This window comes from Leptospira terpstrae serovar Hualin str. LT 11-33 = ATCC 700639, from assembly GCF_000332495.1.
In the GTDB taxonomy this organism is placed as follows: Bacteria; Spirochaetota; Leptospiria; order Leptospirales; family Leptospiraceae; genus Leptospira_A; species Leptospira_A terpstrae.
Window position 1 is genome coordinate 245,040 of record NZ_AOGW02000008.1, and the last position, 25,054, is coordinate 270,093.

Here is a 25,054-nt window from a genome sequence, read left to right on the forward strand (position 1 = left end):
ATGCCAAAACCCCTTCCACTTTTGTCGATTCCCCTTCCTTGTCGAACCAAAAAGATTCCGAGAATATTTACGGTTTTACTGTTCCCCATTTTTCTTTCAGGGTGTTTGCCGTATTTATTTCACTTAGGTAAGGAACAATCTTCCATTATCTTGGGTCGTGAAAAAATCGAAGATATTCTAAACCTGCCAGGCTTGGATTTAAAAACAAAACAAAAATTAAATTTAATCCGAGATGCCAGAAATTTTGCCATCGGGGAACTAGCATTAAATGAAAAAGGCGGATTCGAATACTATACTAAATTAGATAGGGAAGAAATCGGCTGGAATGTAAGTGCCTCAGAAGCATTAGAATTAAAATCCTATACATGGTGGTTTCCCATTGCAGGAACAGTTCCTTATAAAGGATACTTTGACAAACAAATGGCATTAGCGCTTGAAAAGGAATTACAATCCGAAGGTTATGATACACGCATCCGTGCCATCGGTGGATACTCGACACTTGGTTGGTTTTCTGATCCGGTTTTGTCACCGCAACTCAGCTGGCCTGACCACAGACTTGTGGGACTCGTCTTTCATGAAATGGCCCATGCAACAGTATATCTACCTGGTGATTCTACATTAAACGAATCTTACGCGAGTTATGTGGAGGAAAAAGGAATTGAGTCCTATTATACGAAACATGAAGGGGAAAATAGTATCCATTTACAAAAGTTTAAAAAAGAAAAAGTTCGAAGAGAAGTGACTTTGAGTCTTTTAAAAAAATATGCAGAGGATCTAAAAACCCTTTATTCATCGGATTTAAATACGGAAATCAAATGGAAAGAAAAAACTTCCATTATGAATCGGTTCAAAGAAGAAGTGGTTTTAAAAAAATTAGTGCCTGAAGAAAAATCGAAAGAATTTTTGGCTCGAGAATGGAATAACGAAGATTTTTTAGGGGCTCTTCGTTACCATTCTGGAGAAGTCAGCTTTGATTCTTTGTTTATAAAATCAGGGAAAAATTTCGCACAGTTTCATAAAGAAGTAAAGAACCTCTTCGATTTACCTGAAGACTCTCGCAAAGAATTCTTAAACAAAAATCATTAGTCTTCAATCATCGCAGAAGTGTAAAGTTTATAACCAATCCAATAGCGGTCGTCGATAGTAGAATTACGTGCCGCTTCTTTTCCTTCCACCAACCGAATGTGTAAAGGTTTTGGTAAATCATTTGTTAATAAAAATTGTTTCAAAAAGAATAAATTATGAACACCCGTTTGGATTCCCGAGTGTAAGACGAAGAGTCCAGTGTTTTCCCTTGCTAGATAATAGGCTACTCCACTAAAATCATTAGTGTATTGTGTTGAAGTTCCGATTCTTTGGTTCGCATAAACTTTCGCAGTATTTGCACTTTTTGTGGCTAAACCAAACAGGGGAGCACCAGCACTACACAAATAATTATCTTCACACCATCCAATTTCCGCAAAATCAATGCTATATGGCGAATACCCGTCCCGCTTTCCGTTGGTTTCCCAAATCATAAGACCAGCATTCATTTCATTTTCCAAGGAAGTTTTCCAACCTACTACAGTGACATCTGGTTTTTTCGGAGCAATCGATGTAAATTTCAGAATTGGGTTTGAGAGGAAATCTGAAACAGAAGCGACCGAATAGTATTCTGTATCTGGAATCACCATCGGAACAACTGCATGAATTCCAGAGCTATAGATATAGTGTCGATTGGATTTGTTTAACCTAAAACTGGTTCGGTATTTGTCTGCCAACGACTCACGAAGAATTACTTCCTGATTTCCAGATTCTGCGGACCGAAAGTATTTTACCGATTCTCTATAAATCGATTTGTTATCAGAGAACATCTCGCGACCAAGAGATTTACCCGATGCAAAACTTAATAAGTATGTTTTTTTTCCAAGATCAAAAAGACCATGGAATTCTTGTTTTCCAACCATCCTTTTTTTCAATCGTTCAGAATAGATTTCAAAATTAGGAATATGTTTTACATACAATTCAGTATCAGAGAAACGAGAAGAGGTAAAACGAAACATCTCTCTCGCGACCGCTAAATCAAAAAAACTTTCGGAACTGTTTTTCTCCAAACTTTGTTGAAGAAGGAAATGAAATAAAAATTCATATTCTTCTCTTAGTTCTGGGCTTAAATATTCTCCACGCATTTTTTTATTAAACTCATTCAAAAGAAGAATATAATCCTCTGGTTTTTTTGATTTAGCAGCTTGATATAGTTTTAAAAATGGATTTGTATGGGAAATTGTAGAGGATTGGTTTTTTAGATAATCGCGTTTCCATTTAAAATCATTCCATCTTTCTTGCCAAAATCGGTTTCCATCACCTAACTCTTTATCCAGACTTTGAATCTTTGATACTACTGAATCGGCCGTTTCCCATTCTCCACGAAGTAATAAAGACTTAGCAAGTTCCAGACGGAAAAATAATGTTCTGTAACTACGTCCCTCTTTTAATTCCTCAGAAACTAATAGTTCAATTAAAGAATTTACTTCTCCGTTCTTTTGGAATGGAATAGAACTCAAAAGTAAATGAAAGAATAAGGTTCGATTCAAATGAGAAAGTTTAGTTAGAACAGATTCACCACTAGTTAAATATTCAGGTGTCAAAGACATGGGTTCAAAATATCCAGTTTGGAGCTGCTCTTTCCAAGCAGAATACAACCTTAATCGATAAGAATCGTAAATTGAATCTGAATATCCAAATTTTGTAAAATCCCGAGAGAGAGTTTTTTCATCAAAATTTTTCCAATCTTTTTTAAATCCATAATTATATGCTGAAGTAGAAGTCAGTGGAGTTAAATAAATATCCTTATCACCTAACAAAAACCCTTTATGAAAGTACAACTCTAAAATACGATTTTTTGCGACAGTTTTCTCTTTGGGAGTTTTGGCGAGTCGATTCAGTTTATTTGTTTCAGATTCAGCTTCATAAAACAAATAGTTTTGAATGTATAAAGTCCCCAACCGATATGCTTGTAAAAAAGGATCTTCTTTTGATTCCAACTTGGATCGGATCTCATTTTTTGACGCAAGGTCTTTTACATTTCCACTTCGCAGTTGGAAGTAAAATTCTAATGAACCTAAATAAAAATCACTATCTTCACCGATAAAATCAGAAGTATTATATTTACAATCTTCCTTTTCTTTAGCGGAAAGACAGGAAACCAAAAATTCATAACGAATTTGATTCTGGAATGAAGATTTTGCATACTTCGACCAAAGGGGCTGAAAAAAAGATTTTTTAGGAACATTGGGGAATATTTCTGTTTTTAGTTTTGCTAACTTTAATTCAAGAGAAGGCAACAAAAGATCACCATCATCTAACAAAGTAGAGGCAGTATAATAATTTTCGTAGGCATCAACAAATTCCTTGGATTTTTCTTTTAAAAAACCCGCCTCGATAAAACCTTCCGCCTTTTTTCCTAATCCATCTTTTGAAACAGAAAATTCTTTCCAGTTTCCAATCAACAATCGATTTGTATCTTTTGCAAAAAGATCAAGTCGCATCGACGAGTAATCTTCATTTGATTTCGACGGATAAGATACAATATTTTGAATGCGTTTGGAACGTAAAACTTCGTATAATTTGCTAAGTAAATTCCAATGTTTCTCTGTATTAAAATTAGATTCATTTAATCCAATTACTGAAATTTCAGATCCAGATCCTTGGAAAATTTCACGAACTGGGAAAACATGAGACTTATCATCTCCAAACAAACTTGTTTGTTTATCGAGAGAACGATTGGTAACTAAATAATCTGTATCATAAAGATAAGCACCTAAGTTTCCCGAGGATAGTGTGCGAACATTTTTATCTTGTTTGTACTTTTCGGTTTCACCGTAAATGGTAACCCACTTCAACCTACGTTCATTCCTTTCGAGAAATAGATCTTTATGACTTCTATCGAAAAGAAGCACAGGGAACAAATTTGATTTTCGGTATTCTTTCAAAACAGAATTTACCAAACTTCCATTTGCTTTTGTTCCAACAATCTGAATGATAGGGGAAATTTCCGTTAATTTTGGAATACATAAACTAAATTCTGACTGGGAAGAACATGGCTCAATTTTTAGTTTTCCATCTTGTTTGTATAAAAAATAATTTGATTCATTCGTTGGATACAATCCAATCCAGCCATTTAAAAACTCGTCATTCATTGATCGCTTCGGTTCTAAAAATGCAGAACGTTCCGGCGAAACGGTTTTGATTTTCCCAAGGATAAATTCCAGATTTTGGACTTCGGAAGTTTGTTGTTTTAAAGAAAGGGCAACCGACTCTCTCTTTAGTGCTTTCTCTGAAATACTATTGGTCAATTTTCGATAACCTTTCATCCATTTTACTAAATCTTGATAATATAAGTTTAACTTGGAATCCTCAAATTCAAATTGTGCAGATAGCAAATCACGAAATAATTCGAGACTTCTGAAATTTTCCCAATGATTTACAATAGATTTTGGATCACCCGAACTAAGTAGAGTCTCCGAATATGATTCTAAAAAATCAACCAAACGATGTTTAGGAGAAAATAGTCTTACACTAAGATTAGAATCATAAGTTTGAATGGCATCTTTTCCAAAATTGATATAATTATTTTTTTTCTCAACGCCTGTACTAAATTTTTCCCATTTGAACCTTTGCGCATTTGCCCAGAACATTTCCTCATCCAATCTAAATTCATAAGCCAATTCGGAAGCCTCTTTCCATCTTTTTTCAGCAACAAAAGTATCTCCCAATTTCATATAGATAGAATATAAATTCAAAAGAACACGAACTCTTGTTTGACGAGAAATTGGATCGTTGGCTAAACCTATAACTCGAGGATCGACAAGACCGGGATTTTCCAAGACCTCCACTGCTTTGGCTAAAGTGGATAGAAAATCTTTTCCTTCTGTTTCTAAAAGGAGAGATAAATAATACATCCCTGTTCCATATACAATGTCAAATTTCGGATTATTACTTCTAAAATAATTTTCACAGAACTCATACGATTCAGAGCATTTTGCAATTTCTCTTGTTTTCCAAAGATTTAATTGCTCCAGAAATTCATCCAGTAACACGCGCTTGGTTTTATTTTGGAATTCAGATGATTCTTGTAAGGAAAAAACAGAATATGCATAGTTCTGGAATAAATTTTCAAAACCTTTATTCGTAGAATTATCAAAAAGTAAATCAGCCAGTTCTTTATAATGTCCAACTGCTTCTACCTGAAGTTGACTCCTTTGATAAATTTGAGCCTCTACCTGCCTAGACTTAGCTAAGATATTTTTACCAATGATTGTATCATCTAAATCTTTAGAGGTAATCAATTGGTTTCTAACTTGAATCTCAGATAGAGCGGCAGTATATTCCTCTTGTTCAATATGATTTTCAATTCGAATTCCCAATGTTAATAGGTATTTAAAATCATTTGGGAACTCACCTGGAAATCTACCATCCCCAATGACTCGAAGGTTATCTCCAAAAAAAACGTTCCACAAACTCCATTTGCGAATTCGATGAAGGATGGATTCTTGGTTAGATTTATACTCTATTTCAGCTATGTTTAACATCTGATAAGAATCACGAAACCGACCGCTTTTCTGGAACGCGATCGCTAGATAATTTGCTAGATTAACAGGACTGATAAACTTCACATCTTTGTTATAAGCAATCGCTGTTTGAAAAGATGAAATGGCACCTTCATAATTACCAGATTCTAATTCAGACAATCCCTTTAGAGAAAATAACAATGCTAACTTAGAACGGATTTCATTTAACTTACCCAAAGAAAATGAATTGGGTTCAGATGCATAAACATTCACAGATTGATAGTATTCATTTTTAAAATAGATATCGATGGATTTTGAAAATTGTTCCGATGCCTTTTTATATTGGCCTTGGTAAATTAATGATTTCCCGTAGTTAAATCGATAAATAGCTTCTTGTTTGTATCCTTCAAACTGATTTTTAACAGATAAGTAAATGGATACATCTTCTACTTTACGATAACTTTCATTTGCTTTTGGGAAATTGCTTAATAAAAAATAGTTATTCCCTAAGTTGAGATTTAAATCTGAAACTACCTTCCGGTCTCCGTAGTCCTCTCCCAAAAATACTAGAATTTGATTATATAATTCGATGTTAGCTTCTAAGTTTTTGTCTGGAAAATATTTTTTATAAAGTGCCTCATATAATTCAGAATCAATCTCTCCTGATTTCGGATTTTTCTGCATCTTAATCAAATCGACATATTGATAAAGCCATCCGAGCAACTGGTAAGCATCATAATGTGTCGGATCAGCATATATAATCCAACGAAGTTCCAACTCAGCTCGTTTAAAATTTTCCAATATTTCCGTTTTACGAACATCAGTCATTGTACCTGTAGAGTAATAATATGACTCGAAGGTTACGTATTTATTGATGAGATAGTAAGAATATCCGTAGAGTGTCGCAAGATCCAAATATGGTCTGGCGCGAGGAACTGCTTGTTTATAGTATAGTTCAGTCCAACTAAGTGCCTTCTCTGATAAAACTTCGATTTTTTCGAAGTCTTTTATATCCACGACACCTCGAAGGAGTTCATTGTCTGTGAGCAGTGAAGTGACACCAGATAAATTACCAACAACATTCAATTTATCTTTACTTAAGATATTCAATTGGTTTAAAAGTGCTCTTTCTTCTTCTTCGCGTATTTTTTTCCCATAGCGGAAGATTGTATCAACCATCTTCCTTTGGTAATAAATTGCATATTCCTTATACAAAGAATCCAAGTATAGGTTTCTTGTTTTTACTAAGAACATGTTTTGGTTATTAAAAAAATAATGAAATGAGGATTGGAGTAAATCACCAATCCTTTCGAATTCAACCGCCCTATTTTCAAAATAAAAAAAGGCACTCTGAATGTCTTCTGAACCTAAATCTACACCTAAAATTGGATCATAAAATTCTAAATATATTTTTAAATTACGAAGTGCATCTGAAGTATTTCCCGCAGCTTTTTGATTGTAATACTTCAATAAATTTGCTCTCAACAAAATTGGACTTTTGTATTGTGCAATAAAAGAAGGTGTTTCGAAAACAGAAGGTTTACCCGCAGGTTCTAAATCAATTTGAATGGGTATTGGTATAATTGAATCTAAAACTTCATTTGATTCATTAAATTTGCGTACTTCAGACAAAGCCTTTGCTTTCAAATATTTCAGTGTTATAGTATATTGTTGGATTTGGTTTGTTTCAGATTCCGCAAGCAATGTATTTACATAGGAGATAATAGATTCACTATTTCGATTTTCTGAAATTTTTTGAATTACATCTTCTAATAAATACCTAAGATCTCTTTTATAATCGTTTGAAAAAGGAAGAGAAGGATTCAATAAATATCGCTTTTTTTCCTCTTCCCATCCTTGGATCATTTCTTGATACAAATTTGATAATTTTAAGGAGTTTGGTTTAAATTCATACCCACCCAACCTTCGTTTAATTTCATCGATTTGGTGGTAATCGGGAAACCGTTCATAAATTAATCTTAATGAATCAAAAGCCTGTGTATTTTTTTTCTCGTTTTCTAATTCATCTACATACAAATGGTACAACATTGCTTCTGCATCCTTTGTCCACTTGGAATGAGAAACCGATTGGATCTCCTTTGCGAAATCAAAGACTTTGCCATTTTGTTTTGCCTCTTCCCAACGAAGTAAAACTAAGGCAAATTGATTTTGATTTGATTGGGATTTCTGACGAAATGAATCTAAAAAGATTCGTGCTTCATCTCGTTTACCGATTCTCATTAGAGATACATATTTCAAAATGGCAACTCTTGCCGAATAAACAGGAAATAATACATCCTCAGAATAAAACAATTCTATCGAATCCAAAGCTAAAAAATAGGAATCTAAACTTTGTCCGGTAAAAAATGTTTTAGCGTATTGATACTGCTCACGGATGTTAGGTTGTCTAGGGATGGCTCCGTTTTCTGGAATAAAATAGATATTAATTGCGTTGAAATAAGAAGCTGAAAAGAGAATGGATCCACCATTGAAATGTGAATAACGTACATCAAAATTGGAAGTTTCTCCAGAAGATAAAACTCGTTCTTCTCCTGTTTCCAAACTCTTCATTACAAGAATACTATTGTCTCTTTCATCTAACTTTCCATTTTGGTTTGTATCTTTTCGAATCGAAGCATAGTATAAGTTTTTTGATTTTGAATCAACTGTAGGCGAAAAGTCTAGGTAAACATTATTTGTAATTCTTTGGGTCTCAGAATTTTTCAGATTGATACGATACACTTCCCCTTTCGCTTCTTCAAAATAAGAAATAAAATAAATAGTATTTCCATCCGGAGAAACATATGGTGAGGTTGCACCCTTGGAAGTTATTTGTATCACTCGCTCAGGGTTTTCCAATTTTAATGCACAAAGATTTGGCAAACCTGGTGAAAACCGGTCGGACACAAAATATATTGTATCCCCATCGGGAGACCAAACTGGATCTGTATCAATAATTCCTTTTGTATATTCTCCACTTTTGTTTGGTTTGTTAGTTAGATTGATAAAATCATGATTAATGAATCGATTGCCTTTGAGAAGTTCATGAGTCCACTCTTCGATGTCCATTGGCAAAAGAACCAAATCTCCTTCGGAATCAAATTCTTCAGAAACAAAAACGAGATACTTTCCATTCGGTGAAATGGATGGTTTGGTTTCTGAAAAAGGATGATTGGTAACAGGAACAACTACAGAACTTTTTAAATCGCGAAACCAAATATCAAAATTACCCTTCTGGTCCGTTGCATAAAATAAATACCTCCCATCGTTCGTTGTCGAATTGTATAGGTTATTTCCACGTTGGACTGTGAGAGGAAATGGTTTGGACTGAGTAGGTGAAAAGTAATTTTTTGAGATAGCCGAATAATCAAAGTCGACATTCGTCATCTTGACACTTTTCTGAAATAAAGCACATTGAAAGAAAAAGAAAGAAGATAGAAAAACAATAGAGATGGGAAACCGTAGAGAAGGTTTCATTGGAATTTCTCCCATCTACCATTTGTGGTTTCATAATACTCACCTGTAGAAACAGATTTATAATAATCTTCCACTAAAGATTGTTTGTATTTGATTAATTCTTCTTCTTTTTTTCCTTTTTTCTTTTGATTTAATATCTCTTTATCCCAAATTATCTTTCTTGATTCATTAAAAAAGAGAACTACATCTTCGACACGTTTTCGTTTGGCGGGAATTTCATACTGTGCACAATTTGGTAATCCCGAAGCCAGGGGATTTAATTTCAATAAACCTGCGGGAGTTTCTCCAATCATTCCGTGCATTTTGTATGTTTTGACTTCGGGAGTTAAATAGTTTAAACGAATTCGGTGTGCTTTAATATCAGGATCAGAATCTTCGGCTGCCAACTTTTCTCGATTGGATCTACCATTGGATGAAGATTGAATAGAGGCAATCATCCAACCTTCCTTTTCTAACTCTCGGTCTTCTCCAACCATTTGTTTTTCAGCTGCAGTCTGTGCATTGGTAATCGTAATTGGAGGAACTTTTAGATTAAAAAGGGACTTACAGCCCAACATTAAAAATACAAAAATAAGACGTTTCATAAATACCTCACTCTTGGTATGTTTGGATTTCGCTCTGTGCTCGTTTTAGAAAATTTGCGAGGGGCATCCTTTGTTGAGAAATTTTACCATCTTCTAAATTAATTAACAAAGAAAGCAAGGATCGATTAAAGTATACATCTGCATATACTAATCCTTTTGATAAAGAAACATCTATTTTATTAATCGAATAACTATCTGTTATACGATCAATAAGAAAGTTTTGCGGAGAAATCACATTCAAAGCACTTTTCCCAAAATCTCGGCCAATCTGAAAGATCGAAAAAAATAAATCTAAATTAGCAACAGGTTCACTCAAATCTCTTACTGAAATATTCAGATCCGCTTTTAGTTTTCCATCATCAATTTTATCTCGAACTTTTGGTGCCATAAGCTGTTTTAAGTCAATGTCGCGGATAAGAAAGTTCCCACGAAATTCCATTGATTTAGGATCTAGGTTCCCTAAATTGAAGACCATGTTTTTTCCCAAAACCAATCCATCCAAAGAATAGGATCGCAAAGACTCAATATTCGCATAATTTTCTTTATATTCGATAAATGCAGTAAGGCCAGGACCATCCTTTTGACGTTTTACATATTCAAAAGGTAAATTAGGTATGTTGGGATGTGTGCCGAGAACTTGTCCAATGGTTAGATTGGGAGGATGGTTTCTTCCATAGTTTTTTATGAAGATAGACTTATCACCAACGATAAGACTTTCTTCATGATTTTCAGCTAAATTGTGTTGGATGGGAATTTTTGCTACAACCTCTTCTAATAGGTATGCCTGGCATTGGTCACCTGGACATTTTTGATTATTATAAGAGATCACCGGAACTTTCGAATAAAACTCACCGTTGATATCATAATCGCGAATCGTGATATTTAATCCCAAATCTCCCTGAAAACTTAGTCCTTTTGCTAAATACTGTTTGGTGGGAGATAACAAACCGAATTTTAAATCTAAATTTCCAAAATATGGACCGAGAGGTGGTTTCGGCTTTCCATTCTTAAACAACTTACCATTGGCGGATAAGTTAAATATTCCAGCAAATGCATTCATCTTTAAAGTTTTGATAACTATTTCGTTTGTCTCTGCTCCTAAAAGAGAAAGATCTGCAGCCAATTTTAAGTCTTTCATTTCCAAACCTGGTAGTTCTGCACCGAGATCTGCTTTAATTTGTTTTGAAGTTCCCGAACCAGAATAACGAGCATTTAATTTTAATTTTGGATTGTTCCCAAGTAAGTTTTGTATTGGAGATATTTTTTCTTTTAATACTAATGGGAGCACAAGCAAAAGATTCGAAGTGTGAACATTCAAACCTAACGGTTGTACATTGGCGATTAAATTTGTTCCTAGTTGCAAATTCCCTTTCAAATCCAAATCTATTGCTTTATTTCCAGTGATTGTTTTTTGATCCAATTTTAGATCGGAAATTTTAATTTCCGAAAGACCAAATGGCCGATCAAAAACGAGAATTGTTTTCAAACCAAGTCCGAGTAAAGAAGAAGGAGATCTGGAGCGATCCAATTGATAACGGAATCCATCAATTTTTGCATTCGTTTGAATCAAAAGCGAAGCAAAGGATTCAGCAGAGACTCCTAAATCCATTTGCAATTTCCCACCTAAGCCAGATACATATTCACCTAACTGAAGTTTATCTACCTTTAGATGAAAATCCAGACCCTGGGATTCAAAATATTCGCCATATAAAGACAAGGATGCTCCATTATAATCTAAATGTGAGGGAGAAACCTTTAAAGACATTAGATAAGGAAATGGTTTTTCTGCAGTTTGAGGTTTTGTATCACCTAAATTTAGATGGGAAGAAATCTGTAATTCAGCAGAGGATAGGGAATGAGCTTTTGATTTTCCCAATTTGAAATACAATTGTGAAGCTTTTAGTTTTAAATTTGCATCTGCATCTTTCCAATTCCCTTGAATTCCAGTTCCTTCAAGCGAAAGATCACCCGACAACTTCATTTCGGGAATGATTCCATGAAGTTGGTCAATGGACCTTTGGAATGAGGTCAGTTGCATATTGGATTTTCCCACAAGAACATTCACCTTAGGAGTTTCCTTCGATACGTCTTGAATGGAACCTGATAAACTAAGCCAAGACTGTCCCAAAACTCTAAGGTCTAATTGGTTAATGCTTACTTGATCCAATTGGTTGTCATAATGAATATCAGATAACAGACGTAATCCGAGCTGAACTGGTTTTTTACGAACCTCAAGTAAAATATCATCCTTCCCAATGTCTGTGGTAAACAAAAACATTTCAGGAGAAACGGTTCTGTCCCATTCAAATCGTAAGGACATAGGAATTGTTTGTTTCCATCGAAGTTCTTCCGAATCTAAATCCAATGGAATTGGTTTGGTTGCATTGAGAGAAAGAAGGACATGATCGATCTGATTTACAGCAGATAAATCAAAAGGAATGGAAGTAAACCTGTTAGTCTCCAGTTCCGTTTGTAAAGAGAGATCCTGGATGGAGAAAAAATGCAATGAACCTGTTTCACGTTTCAATTGAAATTCTACCGCATCCAAATCGATATAAGCACTGGCCTGTAACGGGAGATAGGTTTTGAGTTCGGTTAGCGGTGCTTTCGGCTCTGGAGTTGGTTCTGGTAAGGGTGATTTGGACTTTTTCACCAGAGAAACAAAGTTCCACTGACCCGACCGTTCTTCGATTTGAATCTTAGCGTTTTTAAGGCCAATTTCCGATATTTTAATTTTTCCAAAAAGTAATAGAGGAAGGTTGTAACGAAGGCGAAGTTCTTTGGCTTCCAAAAGAGGCGTATGATCAAAAGGAAGTCCAGGATAAAGACGTAAGTCTTTCACCTCAATCCCAAAGAAAAGGGAGAAAGTACGAAAAGATCCCTCCATCCTTCCCATAGTAAAATGAGATACTAGTTTGGGAACTAGTAGGTCAGCTGTGAATGCATTGAATAGAGATTTATAGAGAAGGAAAAGGACCAAAAGTCCACGAAAGGTTTTTGTTTTGGCGATTCCTAAACTTACCTTCAGGATTGGATTCATTAGCAGAATCGCCTCGAGCGATTAATATTCGAAGGAGTCTTCAGCCTCTTCCAGAGTTTTATATATCTCGAAAACGCTAGAAAGCTTTGTGATTTCCATTAGGTTCTCGATATCGGAATTTAAGTTCGCAAATACCAGTCTACCATTTAGGCCATCAATATGTTTATAGATATTGAGAAATGTTCCTAAACCAGCTGAGTTGATGAAAGGAACCTTTTTCAAATCAATAATAAATTTAGGGACTTGGCCTTTTTTGATGTACTGTTCAATCTTTTCAGATAGCTCGAACTCATTTCCGGCTTTGATGGCACCTTCAATTTTAATGATGTGCACGTCGTTTTTACTAGTAACTTTGATTTTCATAACCCTTCGGAAGGTGGTGTTGCCATTAAAATCCTTCGATTTTGCCGAATGTAAAGCAAATTTTTATGCATAGTGCAATAAATCTTTGCCAGCTTTACGAAGTTGATGTTTTCCCTGTGACAAATGGTTGCGAACCGCCTTTCTGGAAATTCCTAAGAGCTTTGCGATCTCTCTTTCGGAAAAAAAACTTCGATCGATGGCTCTCGTCCTTCTCAAAATCCAGAGTTTCTTTTGTTTGAGATACCATTTCCTCCGATTGGGTTCAGTTGCTTCATATAACTTTCGAGTGTACCTAGTAATCATACCAGAAAGCCGAGATAAAATTTGGCGTTGGCGAAATCGTTTCTCATCAAGCTCCCGATAAAAAATCTCAATATCATGACCTGTCTCTCGTAACTTCCAGAGAAGAAGTTGTTTTAGATTTTGTTTCATTCTCAAATCAAACTGTAAGGCCAATACCAATCCTGTGAGTGTTGGTAATTTTTCCAATTCTAACTGGAGTAGATTTCCCTCTTCCAAAATTTCTATGGGAATCTCTTCATTGGCTGGCAAATCATAATTCCATAATTGTAAATAGAGTTCTCCCGATTCCGAAATTTCTGTGCGGCGGAAACGATTTCGATATTGGTTAAAAGCATAAGTAACAAAAAACCCAAGAACATTGGTTATATGATAATTTAAACTCAAAGTCCACATCTTTGAAAAAACTTCTAATATTGTTACCACCATTTCACAACTTTCGTCATCGGTAATTTTTCTTTTTTTGGCCAACCTGTCGACCATCCAAATGGGCAATTCCTCTTTCAGAATATTTGGATCATTATTGGAACGAGCTTTTTCGATGAGAGGGAGTATGTTTTCGTCTAGTATTTTGGGTAACATGGATGGAATTTATAATTCATCCACAAAGGAAAGAAAGCCTAATACAGATTATAGCAAAGATTGATTTCCCGATCTATGAACTTGATTTGTTCAAGTATGAACTTTTAAATTTATTTTTTGCAATGAGTAAAAGTGAGACAGATAAGATGACATGAAACAAATTAAAGAAAACAAAAGGGAAAAAAGATAATACAGACACACCCAGTGAAGTAGACATAAATGCTCCGCAACTGTTCCAAGGAATAAGAGGAGAAGTGATTGTGCCTGAGTCTTCTAAAGAACGAGAAATATCTTTTTCAGGAATTCCTTTCTCTTCTGCCAGACTTCGAAAGGCACGGGCAGGAATTACTAATGATAAATATTGGTCAGCAGTCACTAAATTAAGAAGAAAGGATGTTCCCATAGTTGAAAGTAAAATATCCCACCTGTCTTTTGCCCAATTCTTTATATGCATTAGAATTTCGTTAAGGTATCCATAACCTTCTACAACAGCTCCAAACCAAACGGCAGAAAGAATTAGAATTTCCGTTGGCAATATTGCAACCACACCTCCTCCACTTAAAAAACGATCTAACACATCATTTCCCGAATGCGACACAAACCCATATACTAAAGATTTCCCTATGGAAAATTGAAATCCTAATTCAGAAATACTAAATCCAATGGCAGAAATTATTCCAAGTAACAGCGATAATCTGATGTGTAATTTGAATAAAGCGGAACCAAATACTAAAACTACGGGAATGAATTTAAGCCAAAAAATTTGGTGATTAGGACCAGACAATAGACTTTCCGATTGCAAAGATAAATTCGTAATTTGATTGGAATCCAAAGTATAAACATTTAAAACATAAAATGCGAAAATAGCGACACCGAAGCTAATACAAGTTGTCTTTAACATATGCCGGATATGAGTCCAGATAGGAACATGTGTTAAACTGGAAGCCAAGTTGGTTGTATCGGAAAGAGGAGAAAGTTTGTCCCCAAAATAACAACCACTCACGATGGCACCGGCCGCCATGGTTTGCGGAAAAGAAATCACTTCGGCAACACCCATAAGAGCAACACCAAGAGTTCCTGCTGTAGTCCAAGAAGAACCAGAAACCATAGCCGCTATAGCGGATACTATGGCCAAGGAGGGCAAAAAATAATCCGGCTGCAAAAACAAAATTCCTGTTTGGATCATTGTCAAAAGAACACCCGAATGAGCCCAAGAAGCAATGAGCATTCCCACAAAAAAAAGGATCTCCATCGCTGGCAGAACAGAAAGAAAGTTTTTACGAAAGGCTGATTTCAAAAAGACAATCTTTCGATTTCCTCGTTGTAAAAAGGAAAGAAGTCCTGCCACTAACAATGCGACAGGATGCGGGTATGGGATCACCCAAACAAAACGAAACAAAAGTATGGATAGGACTAAGTATAAAAGTGGAGAAAGAGAGAGAAAAATAGAATTCTGTTTTTCTCTCTCCATACTTTAAAGAAAGGTAATATTGATATAATAAATAGAAAATCCAAAAAGAAACAAAATACCAAACCAGGAGAGTAAATTCATCCATGGTTTTGGCCTTTGTTCTTTCGGAATTTCTTTTCCAAATAAAATCAAATGGTGGATCAGAGCAAGAACAGGCGCATTCAAAAAGGAAACAGTAGTAGCAAAGTCTACCAAACTCTTCATATTCGTTCTAAAAAAAAGTAAAATGAGAATAGAGCCCACACCAACTATGACAATCCAATACCAATAGAGTTTTTCTGTAGGAATTTTTTCCAGAGGTTTGAACAATCGACGACTTGCATTCGATACAACGCGAGGATAAGCATCAAAACAAGTAAGTGTTGTAGAAAACATAGTAAAAAATGCTGCAACGAGAATGATGGGGTAAGACCAAGATCCAATGGCAGAAGTGTATAATTTAACTAACTCTGATGCAAAACTCACTGCTTGAGAAGAAAACTCCGCACCAGTATTATACATCATATTTGCACCTAACGCTAAAAAACATACGGCAAGTAAAGTAGTCCCAATATAACCAATGTTAAAATCGATCATCGCATATTTCATAGGAGGGAGTTTACCATCGGGAGTTTTTTTTGCCAATGTCCAATCGGATTGCCAGACAGCCGCTTCAATAGGGATGGGCATCCATCCCATTAAGGCAATCAGGAAAGCAACATCACCTAAGTTGGATATGGAAAAAGTTTTTCCTCCAGTTTCTAATTTAGGAATGGCAGCATAAAAAGAAAGGATCATAGCTACTATTGTAGAAACAGTTAACAAAACAACGATCCATTTCATCAGTCCGTCGAGGGCAGCAAATTTTCCAATCGCAAGTAAAAGAAAACAAAACACCAAAATGATCGCACAAAGTAACCATGGTTCCATGGTTACCCCAAGAAGATTTGAAAAGAGCCCAGAAGTGACAAGTGTGACTGTGGCGACAATAATACACATTGTTCCGATTGATATGAAGAAAAATATCCATACTGGCAATCGTCCCAATGCTTCATAGCCATCTAACAAGGATTTACCGGTAATGATCGTATACCTAGTTCCCACAACAAAAAATGGATACTTTATCAAATTAGCAAATAATACAACAAAGAGCAGTCCATATCCATATACGGCTCCCGCTCGAGTCGATTGCACAAGATGAGAAACACCAACGGCGGCACCGGCATACAAAAGCCCAGGACCAAGATAAGCTAAAAAAGGAAATCGTCTCATTTTGGACAAAATGCGGTTATTAGAAAGTTTTTGCTACTCTATTCGAAAGATTATCGATTCAAATAACGAAATAGAATTTGATTGAGTGCTAAAATATCGATCGGTTTGGTCAAAAATTGATCCATTCCTACATCGAAACATTTTTTTCGTTCTTCATACAAGGCGCCAGCAGTGAGTGCAATGATAGGAACTTTCGCTCCAGATGGGTGTTTACGAATCTCGGTTGCAGCTTCCAAACCATCCATATTGGGCATCTGAACGTCCATAAATACTAAATCAGGTTTCGATTCTCGAAAAAAACGAACTCCTTCCAGCCCATCCACAGCTTCTTCAATCTGAGCTTTTGGAATGTATTTGTGAATCATACGTTTCAGTAACTCCCGATTCATTTCATTGTCTTCCACTACCAATATATTTGGTGAAATTTCGTTCAAAGTAGATTGTTGGAAGTTTGCAAGTAATTCTGTTTGGATTTCACTTTCATCTTGCGTATCTACCATAGACGTTTGATCTATACACATACATTCGATTACAAATTGAAACTCGGTTCCAAATCCTGGTTTGGACTGGACCTCAATTTCTCCCCCCATCAAATCTAACAATGATTTTGTGATTCGAAGGCCAAGCCCAGTTCCCCCATACCTTCTGGTAGAATTGGATTCTCCTTGCCAAAAAGATTGGAATAAATGTGACTTATGTTCCTCAGGAATCCCTATTCCAGTGTCTGTGATTGTAAATTCTAGTTTTGTTTTTTGATGCGTCTTCGGTGAAGCATTTACTTTCAATACAACACCACCTACCTCAGTAAATTTCACAGCATTCCCGAGTAAATTGATGAGAATTTGACGAAGTCTTGTTGCATCTACTAATATAATTTCAGGTAAATTCGGACCTTCTTCGAGTGTTAGTTGGATTCCCTTTTCACTTGCCTTCCACTTCAACACACCTAACGAATCTTTAATGATTTGTTTTAGGTTCGAAGTGACTTCATTTAAAACAAGTTTTCCTGCTTCAATTTTTGAAATATCCAAAACGTCGTTGATAATTCCAAGTAGACCATGCGCGCTACTAATGGCATTTCGCACATATTCTTTTTGGTCAGAATCCAAACTCGTAGTAAGGAGTAATTCGTTAAATCCAATGACTCCATTTAGAGGAGTTCTGATTTCGTGACTCATATTGGCAACAAATTCTGATTTTGCTTGATTGGCTCTTTCTGCTTCTTTGATGGCACTGAGTAAGCGAAACTCAGCACTTTTGCGGCCAGTTATATCATTCATATGAACTACAAAATAACAAGCATTACCATTTCTATCTTTCACTAAAGTATTTGATATTTCAACCCAGAGAATATTTCTATCTTTTGAAAAAAATCTTTTTTCATAAATCATATTCTCTTTCGAGCCACTAAGTGCTGCTTCTCGAAAGGAATCAAAAAGTTGTTTGTCTTCTTCATAGGCGAACTCATTGGTTTTTCTTCCAATAAGTTCTTTTTCAAAATAACCCAACATAGATTCTAACTTTTTATTTACTCTTACAAACCTGCCATCTAGATCTAATATACATACGCCAACTCCTGCGTTATCGAAACTCATTCGAAAACGTTCTTCGCTGTCTGCCAGTTCTTCTTGGATTTTATTTTCTTCAGTAATATCACGATTGATTGCAATAACACCAATCGTTTTGCCAGATTTATCTTTTAGAAGACTGGCGGCTGATCGAATGGTTAACCGCTCAGACCCTTTGGTGTATTGAAATACTTCGCCTTGCCAAATTCCTTTACTTTGTAATTCTGAAATACGCAAGTCTCTTGTTGAATGGTTTTGTTCTGTTTTTAAAACTGTAATTGTAGATTCACCAATAACTTCTTTTGCCGTAAACCCATAGATTCTTTCAGCAGCAAGATTCCAGCTAGTAATGCGGAATTCTAGATCCGTAACAATCACTGCATCATATAGGTATTGCAAAATTAGTGAAGAGTATACTTCACTTGGAATCAAATTTTCCATTTCTACCTAATACCTGAACAGCTTCAAATAAAAGTGCAAGCTTTAACTATCTAAAGATTTTGAGAAAAAGAAATTCCTACTATTTTTTCGGAATTTGTTTTTCTCCCTTAGTGAATCTACTTATAAATCAAAATCCTTTTACAGAAAATATTAGATTATTTTGATATTATAGTCCTTTGTTTCCAGAGCAAATAAATCGCAGGATAAACTGCTAGTTCCATGACAAAGCTGGTTCCAAGACCACCCACCATAGGAGCCGCAATACGTTTCATCAAATCAGCCCCAGATCCACTTGCCCACATAATGGGTAATAATCCAATGAATCCAGACATTACCGTCATCATCTTGGGTCGAATCCTTTGGACAGCGCCTTCCATGATAGCTTGTTTCAATACCGGGATTGTCATCACTTCATTTTCCCTTTTGTGTTTTTCAAAAGACAAATCCAAATACATTAACATAAATACTCCTGTTTCCGCATCCAATCCTAACAGTGCAATCATACCGACCCAAACAGCAATAGAAACTTGGTACCCTAAAAAATAAATAAGCCAGATAGCACCAATTAAAGAAAATGGAACTGCAGTTAGTACAATCATTGCCTTCATCATTGAGCCCGTACTCCAATATAGAAGAAGACAAATTAATACGAGTGTGATCGGTAAAACAATTTTCATCCGATCCCTAACGCGTATTATATTCTCATATTGACCACTCCATTCTAAAAAAATTCCTTTGGGGATTTTTATATTGAGTTCCACAATTTTCTTCATTTTCGAAACAAATCCAAGTAGGTCAGTCTCACTTGTATCCAAATAAACATATCCAGTCAAAAATCCATTTTCATCTCTGATCATGGCAGCTCCTGTCACAAATTCAACAGTAGCAACGGAACTTAAAGGTATATGAGCACCACTTCGAATCGGAATTAAAACTTTCATAATCCTTTCTAAATTATCTCGGTATTCTCTTGGATAACGAATCTGAATGGAATACCTTTCCCTCTTTTCTATTGAAGTAGAAATGGTTTCTCCACCCAAAGCGGAAAGTATCGTCTTTTGGATTCCGTCTATTGTTAATCCATATTTTGCAGCTAACTCCCTTTTTATGTTAATATCCAAATAATAACCACTGGAAGTCCGTTCTGCAAAAACTGATCTCACCCCTGGTTCATTTTTCAAAGTTTCTTCTATGGCAATTCCAAGCTTTTGTATTTCTTCGCTATTCTCCCCCTGTACTTTGATTCCAATCGGTGTTCGTATTCCCGTAGAAAGCATATCGATTCTTGCTCGAATGGGTTGTGTCCAAGCATTAGTAAACCCTGGGAAATCTAAAGAGAGGTTCATCTCTTCTAATAACTTTTCTTTACTCATCCCTTCTCGCCACTCCGACTCAGGTTTTAAATTGATGATGACTTCAAACATAGAGAGAGGAGAAGGATCCGTTGATGTTTCCGCACGACCAGCCTTCCCATACACTGACTCAACTTCCGGAAATTCCTTTAATTTAGCATCCATTAGGTTTAAAATTCGTTCTGCTTCCCCGATGGATAATCCTGGTAGGGTTGTTGGCATATAAAGAATACTACCTTCATTTAACGGAGGTAAAAATTCAGTTCCAATTTTGAAAAAAACAGGCAGAGTCAGAAAAACCAAAACAAAGGCACAAAAAACCGTTCGACGCGGATATTCTAATACTTTTTTTACCACCGGTTCATAGAAATGAAAGAGTCGTTTACTAATTGGATGTTTTTCTTCCGGTAAGTATTTTCCAACAAACACAGAAGTAAGAATTTTGTTTATGGAAGGAGTGAATCCAACAATGGGATCCATTCTTGTAAACATCATACGAAAGGCAGGATCTAAAGTAATCGCAAGAATAGCAGCAATAGCCATTGTTAGGTTCTTGGATAATGCCAGAGGACGAAACAATCGTCCCTCTTGGTCCACCAAAGTAAATATAGGCAAAAATGCAACGGCAATAATGAGTAGAGAATAGAATACAGATGGTCCTACTTCTAAAAGTGCTTCAAGCCTTACTACGTGAAAATCTCCGATCCTTCCACCTGATTCCCATTCTTCCAACTTTTTATATGCATTCTCTACTTCCACAATCGCACCATCCACAAGGACCCCAATCGACAAAGCAATTCCCGCAAGTGACATTAAATTAGAACCGATATCCGCAAGATACATCGGAATAAAAGACAAAAGTACTGCAATTGGTATGGTTAAAATAGGAACAATGGCAGATGGAATATGCCAAAGAAAAATAAGGATAATGATGGAAACAACAATCATTTCCTCTAAAAGTTTCTCTTTTAAAAGTCGGATTGTTTTTTGAATCAAAATGGATCTGTCGTATACAGGTATAATTTTGACTCCTTCTGGTAAAGAAGACTGGATGGATTCCATTTTTAACTTCACATCTTCGATAACACGTAAGGCATTTTCTCCGTGCCGCATAACAACAATTCCAGAGACTCGATCTCCCATACCATTGTAATCACCAACACCTCTTCTTAAATTGGGACCAGTAATGACTTTTGCAATATTATACAAAAAAATAGGAGTTCCATTCGGGTCCGAACCTATGGATACTCTTTCTAAGTCTTCAATCGATTTTGCATAACCTTTCACCCGAATCATAAATTCGGCTCCGCCAATTTCTAATAGCCGTGCACCCACTTCATCATTTGATTCACGTACACGATCGATTACTGTATCCATATCTATTCCGTAAATTTGTAACTTTAAAGGATCAATTTGGATCTGGTATTGTTTGCGAAATCCGCCAATGCTTGCCACTTCGGAAACACCGGGAACAGAGGTAAACAGATACTTTAATTTAAAATCCTGTAACGACCTAAGTTCTGATAAATCCATTTTACCTGTTTCATCAACTAGGACGTATTGAAATATCCAACCAACACCGGTTGCATCGGGCCCAAGATTCAATGTTACATCTTTAGGAAGATTACTTTGAAGTTGAGATAAAAATTCATTCACTCTAGATCTTGCCCAATACAGATCCGTTCCGTCTTCAAAAATGACATACACAAACGAATACCCAAAATCAGAAAACCCACGAACTGATTTTACTTTGGGTGCACCGAGAAGTGAAGTCACAATAGGATAAGTGACTTGGTCTTCAATGATATCAGGACTGCGATCCCATTTTGAATAGATAATTACCTGAGTGTCTGACATATCGGGTAGGGCATCCATTGCTATGTTCTTAACTGAAAAGTAAGAAACAAACAGGAGGATTACTGTGACAAAAAGAACTAAATATTTATTTTCTGCTGAAAATCTAATGATTGTGCGTATCATGAATTCCACCTAACTTCAATTTTGCTTCTGAATCTAAGAGAAAATTGGCTTTTGATACGATCTCTTCTCCCTCGATTAGTCCTTCCAAAACCTCAACCCATTCCGTTGAAACAAATCCTGTTTGAATACTTCTAGGACTGAAATGGTTCTCTGATTGTTTCACATATACAATCTCTCGTTTTCCCGTGGGAAACACAGCTTCTCTTGGGATTCGTAGGACATTTTTCTTTTCTATTCTTGCAGAGGATTGTACATACATCTGTGGTTTTAATCGATTTCCAAAGTCATTTACTTCGCACCAAACAGAAAGAGTTCTCGTTGTTTCATCCACTAAATTTCCAAAAGCAACCACTCTCCCTGGAAACGAAACATTAGGAATCGAATCTGCTTTCACTTCCATTGTCGTTCCTTTCAGAATCTGATTGATTTCTCCTTCATACACTTGTACAAACACCAACACTTGGTTATTTGATCTTCCAGTTAGAAGGATATCTTCGGACTTACGATTCAGATATTGGATTTGTGATTCACTCAATCCTAGTTTGGTTAATTTTAATCTGGCACTTTTTCGAATGAAAGCTTCTGAACCACTGCTGCCGGATAGAGACCGATACTCACTATAAGTGGAATATAAATCTGGATCATAGGCAACCTTCCCACTAAAAGAAATATTTTTAATAATATCACCTTTAGAGACTGTGTTTGTTTCTATACCGATTAACTTTTGTTTATCTCCAGATAGGGAAAACGAATCAGTGGTTTGTTTTTCCTTTTTGCCTTCCGTTTTTTCCGAAAGATCCATTGGTTCTTTTTTAACTAATGTCATTCCGCAAATGGGACATTCCCCTTCATGATCCATTTCTATTTGGGGATGCATGGGACAAGTATAAATGTCTGTAGTTACGACACCCTTCCCAGCGCAAGAAAGGCCAAAAACAAAAAATGCTAATATGATTGAGATTTGTATTTTATTTTTCATGAGAGTTATCCTCTGGTATTATATTATTTGTGATCTCCAACACTTTCAAGAGAGACAACCACCGATTTAGATTCACTTCATGAAACGTTGCTTTCATTTCAATGGACTCGTTTAAAAACTGATAGGTGTCGACTAAACTAATATCACCTTTTGTGTATGCCGCAGCAGAAGTGGTGATACTCCGATTGAGGGTAGGCAGTAATGAAGATTGAAAATTTTCTACTCTTTGTTTATTTCCCATCCATGATTGGATCGAAGTTTTAAGTTCAGTTTCGAGTAAATAGGTTTGTTTTCTTTTCTCCAACTGCATCCGATGCACTTTGAGTAAGTTAGCTCGATTTAAGTCTGCAGATTTACCAAGGGACCAAACTGGAATTCTCAGAGTAATTCCAGCACTCCATAAATCACCAGAAAACTCAGGATTGTCCATAATCGAAACATTCAACGGGCCACTATCCAATAAAAAAGGTTTCCTCCTCCTTTGCATGTAGCTAATGAACACTTCTGTTTCAGGATAATGTAATAATTCTTCTTTTTTTGCCTCTGCTTCTGCTTTCTCAGTACTGACTTCCGCATACTTGAAGTAAGGTGATTTTTGAATCAACTCTTCAGAGTAACTTTTTACGAACTCTTCTTCTTTCTCCTTTAGAAATTTCAAAATCTCTTCTTCTGAAATCAAAAAAGAAGTATTATCTAAAGAAAAATAGGAGGTTTTTGCATTCAATTCTGAGAGTTGGGTATTCCTTGTGAACAGCCGATCCTTAATTTTTTCTTTAAGGTTTAAAGCTCGTAGTGTACCTGTGATATTACTTTTGCCTGCAGAATACTGGCTTGACTCTAACTTACTTCCCGTATTGATACTTTTTTCTAGTGACTCAAGGTCTTGGATCTCTCTTATTAAAGCCGATTTCAAAAGTACTGTTTCAAAATAATTTCGAATGAATTGGTTTTTGATCCACTCCGCATTCAATAGGTCCAATTCAGAATCTTTTTGAACAATTTGTTTTTCCAAATCCAGTTTGCCTGGGAAGGGAATCTCTTGAGCAATTGAATATTCATTTCCTGTCATTCCTGGTGTATCGGGCCGACTCCGATCACGGGTCACATCACCACGGTAAGGATAAGACCGATAAGCAAATCCGAATTTTGGGTCTGGGTAAACATCGGCATGTTCTGAACGGTGGTGTTTCTCACGCGACTCCAAATATTTCACAAGTAACTCCGGGTGAGAGTTCAGTAACATTTGAATTTTTGATTCCATTGAATTCGTTGTTTCAATCGCAAAAACGATTTGCGGAAAAAACAAAAAGCAACTAATCAATATATTGTTATATAATTTATTATTAAAATACTGTTTTTGTAAAAACATAAAAAACTCCTATTCGTAAATGAAAACGAATGGGAGTTTAAATAAGCAAACGTATGGAATCTGAAAATATTTGTGCTGTGTCGTTTAGAGAAAAAAGACTGAGTTCACTATCTGAATCTAAAGTTGCTATACGGGGAAGGTAGGAGAGGTAAAATAATAAATCGGTTTTTATGGGTGCTGCACTTACTAAGTTTGAAAAATGATATGAGTCTTTTTCCAATCCGATTTCAGAACAACGGCAGTCCTGTTCTTCCGTAGCATCACTGGTATGGCAAGGCAATGATTCTAATTCTTCCGTAGTGAAATTCTGATCACCGGAAAAAGATTTGGGACAGGAAATGAGTCCAGCCGTACAAATAGCGGCCAAAAATAGAGAACAAAGAACTGCCAACGTAAGATTACGAATGGTCCTCTTGTTTGTTCTGATTCTATTTCCCATACACAAATCTTAGACGAAATAAAAAGCCAAACCATCACCATTTCCCACCGCAAAATAAATTTACCTACTTTTATTGAATCATCCGAGCAGGCATCTTTGGCGGGCGCAAGCAGCGAATAGTCGCGGACATTAGCCGCGGCATACACTACGCTCCACAAACAAAAAAGGCGCTCAACTTATTGAACGCCCTCACAATCTATAATGACTAACGAAGGCAATGTCCTACTTCCACCCCCACTCGCTTTTCCGCTCCGCGGGCGAGTGTCCGAGACTTGCTCCCTATGGGTCGCAAGTCTGTCATTTCGCGAA

Annotated in this window: 13 protein-coding genes; 1 reads left to right on the forward strand and 12 read right to left on the reverse strand. The window is 36.0% G+C overall.

Translation table 11 applies throughout. From position 1 onward, the window contains the following. Positions 1 to 1,086, forward strand: coding sequence for an aminopeptidase (locus LEP1GSC203_RS06640; RefSeq protein ID WP_002973173.1), 1,086 nt, complete (start codon positions 1 to 3; stop codon positions 1,084 to 1,086). On the opposite strand, the gene LEP1GSC203_RS06645 is transcribed toward LEP1GSC203_RS06640, so the two are convergent. The 12 genes from LEP1GSC203_RS06645 to LEP1GSC203_RS06700 all read right to left on the reverse strand — a co-directional run bounded on the left by LEP1GSC203_RS06645 (position 1,083) and on the right by LEP1GSC203_RS06700 (position 24,745). Continuing rightward, positions 1,083 to 9,026: a PD40 domain-containing protein gene (locus tag LEP1GSC203_RS06645; RefSeq protein ID WP_002973068.1), complete on the reverse strand. Its 7,944-nt coding sequence runs from the start codon at positions 9,024 to 9,026 to the stop codon at positions 1,083 to 1,085. The two genes, LEP1GSC203_RS06640 and LEP1GSC203_RS06645, sit on opposite strands and share 4 nt — an antisense overlap. Then, positions 9,023 to 9,610: a DUF1318 domain-containing protein gene (locus LEP1GSC203_RS06650; RefSeq protein ID WP_002973076.1), complete on the reverse strand. Its 588-nt coding sequence runs from the start codon at positions 9,608 to 9,610 to the stop codon at positions 9,023 to 9,025. Before LEP1GSC203_RS06650 ends, LEP1GSC203_RS06645 begins: the two co-directional genes overlap by 4 nt. Before the next feature lie 7 nt (positions 9,611 to 9,617). Next, positions 9,618 to 12,650 carry an LIC_11026 family protein gene (locus LEP1GSC203_RS06655; RefSeq protein ID WP_002973027.1) on the reverse strand — a complete coding sequence of 1,011 codons (3,033 nt, stop codon included), beginning with the start codon at positions 12,648 to 12,650 and terminating at the stop codon, positions 9,618 to 9,620. Positions 12,651 to 12,671: 21 nt separating this feature from the next. Continuing rightward, entirely contained in the window at positions 12,672 to 13,013 is a 342-nt protein-coding gene (locus LEP1GSC203_RS06660) for an STAS domain-containing protein (RefSeq protein WP_002989181.1), read from the reverse strand. A gap of 63 nt (positions 13,014 to 13,076) precedes the next feature. Next, entirely contained in the window at positions 13,077 to 13,895 is an 819-nt protein-coding gene (locus LEP1GSC203_RS06665; protein ID WP_002973053.1) for a sigma-70 region 4 domain-containing protein, read from the reverse strand. A gap of 73 nt (positions 13,896 to 13,968) precedes the next feature. Continuing rightward, positions 13,969 to 15,366 carry a Na+/H+ antiporter NhaC family protein gene (locus tag LEP1GSC203_RS06670; protein WP_002973134.1) on the reverse strand — a complete coding sequence of 466 codons (1,398 nt, stop codon included), beginning with the start codon at positions 15,364 to 15,366 and terminating at the stop codon, positions 13,969 to 13,971. Positions 15,367 to 15,369: 3 nt separating this feature from the next. Continuing rightward, positions 15,370 to 16,617 (reverse strand): NRAMP family divalent metal transporter, encoded by a 1,248-nt coding sequence (locus LEP1GSC203_RS06675; protein WP_002973101.1) that lies wholly within the window; start codon positions 16,615 to 16,617, stop codon positions 15,370 to 15,372. A gap of 50 nt (positions 16,618 to 16,667) precedes the next feature. Further along, complete coding sequence (locus tag LEP1GSC203_RS06680) at positions 16,668 to 18,626, reverse strand: PAS domain-containing hybrid sensor histidine kinase/response regulator (RefSeq protein ID WP_002972992.1); 1,959 nt, start codon at positions 18,624 to 18,626, stop codon at positions 16,668 to 16,670. A 155-nt stretch (positions 18,627 to 18,781) separates the two neighbouring features. Next, positions 18,782 to 21,958 (reverse strand): efflux RND transporter permease subunit, encoded by a 3,177-nt coding sequence (locus LEP1GSC203_RS06685; RefSeq protein WP_002973147.1) that lies wholly within the window; start codon positions 21,956 to 21,958, stop codon positions 18,782 to 18,784. Next, entirely contained in the window at positions 21,939 to 22,937 is a 999-nt protein-coding gene (locus LEP1GSC203_RS06690; protein WP_002973059.1) for an efflux RND transporter periplasmic adaptor subunit, read from the reverse strand. The genes LEP1GSC203_RS06685 and LEP1GSC203_RS06690 overlap by 20 nt, the downstream gene beginning before the upstream one ends. After that, positions 22,927 to 24,306 (reverse strand): TolC family protein, encoded by a 1,380-nt coding sequence (locus LEP1GSC203_RS19970; protein WP_002973154.1) that lies wholly within the window; start codon positions 24,304 to 24,306, stop codon positions 22,927 to 22,929. Before LEP1GSC203_RS19970 ends, LEP1GSC203_RS06690 begins: the two co-directional genes overlap by 11 nt. 37 nt (positions 24,307 to 24,343) lie before the next feature. Continuing rightward, on the reverse strand, positions 24,344 to 24,745 hold the full coding sequence (locus LEP1GSC203_RS06700; RefSeq protein ID WP_002973083.1) for a hypothetical protein: 402 nt from the start codon (positions 24,743 to 24,745) through the stop codon (positions 24,344 to 24,346). Positions 24,746 to 25,054 lie beyond the last annotated feature (309 nt).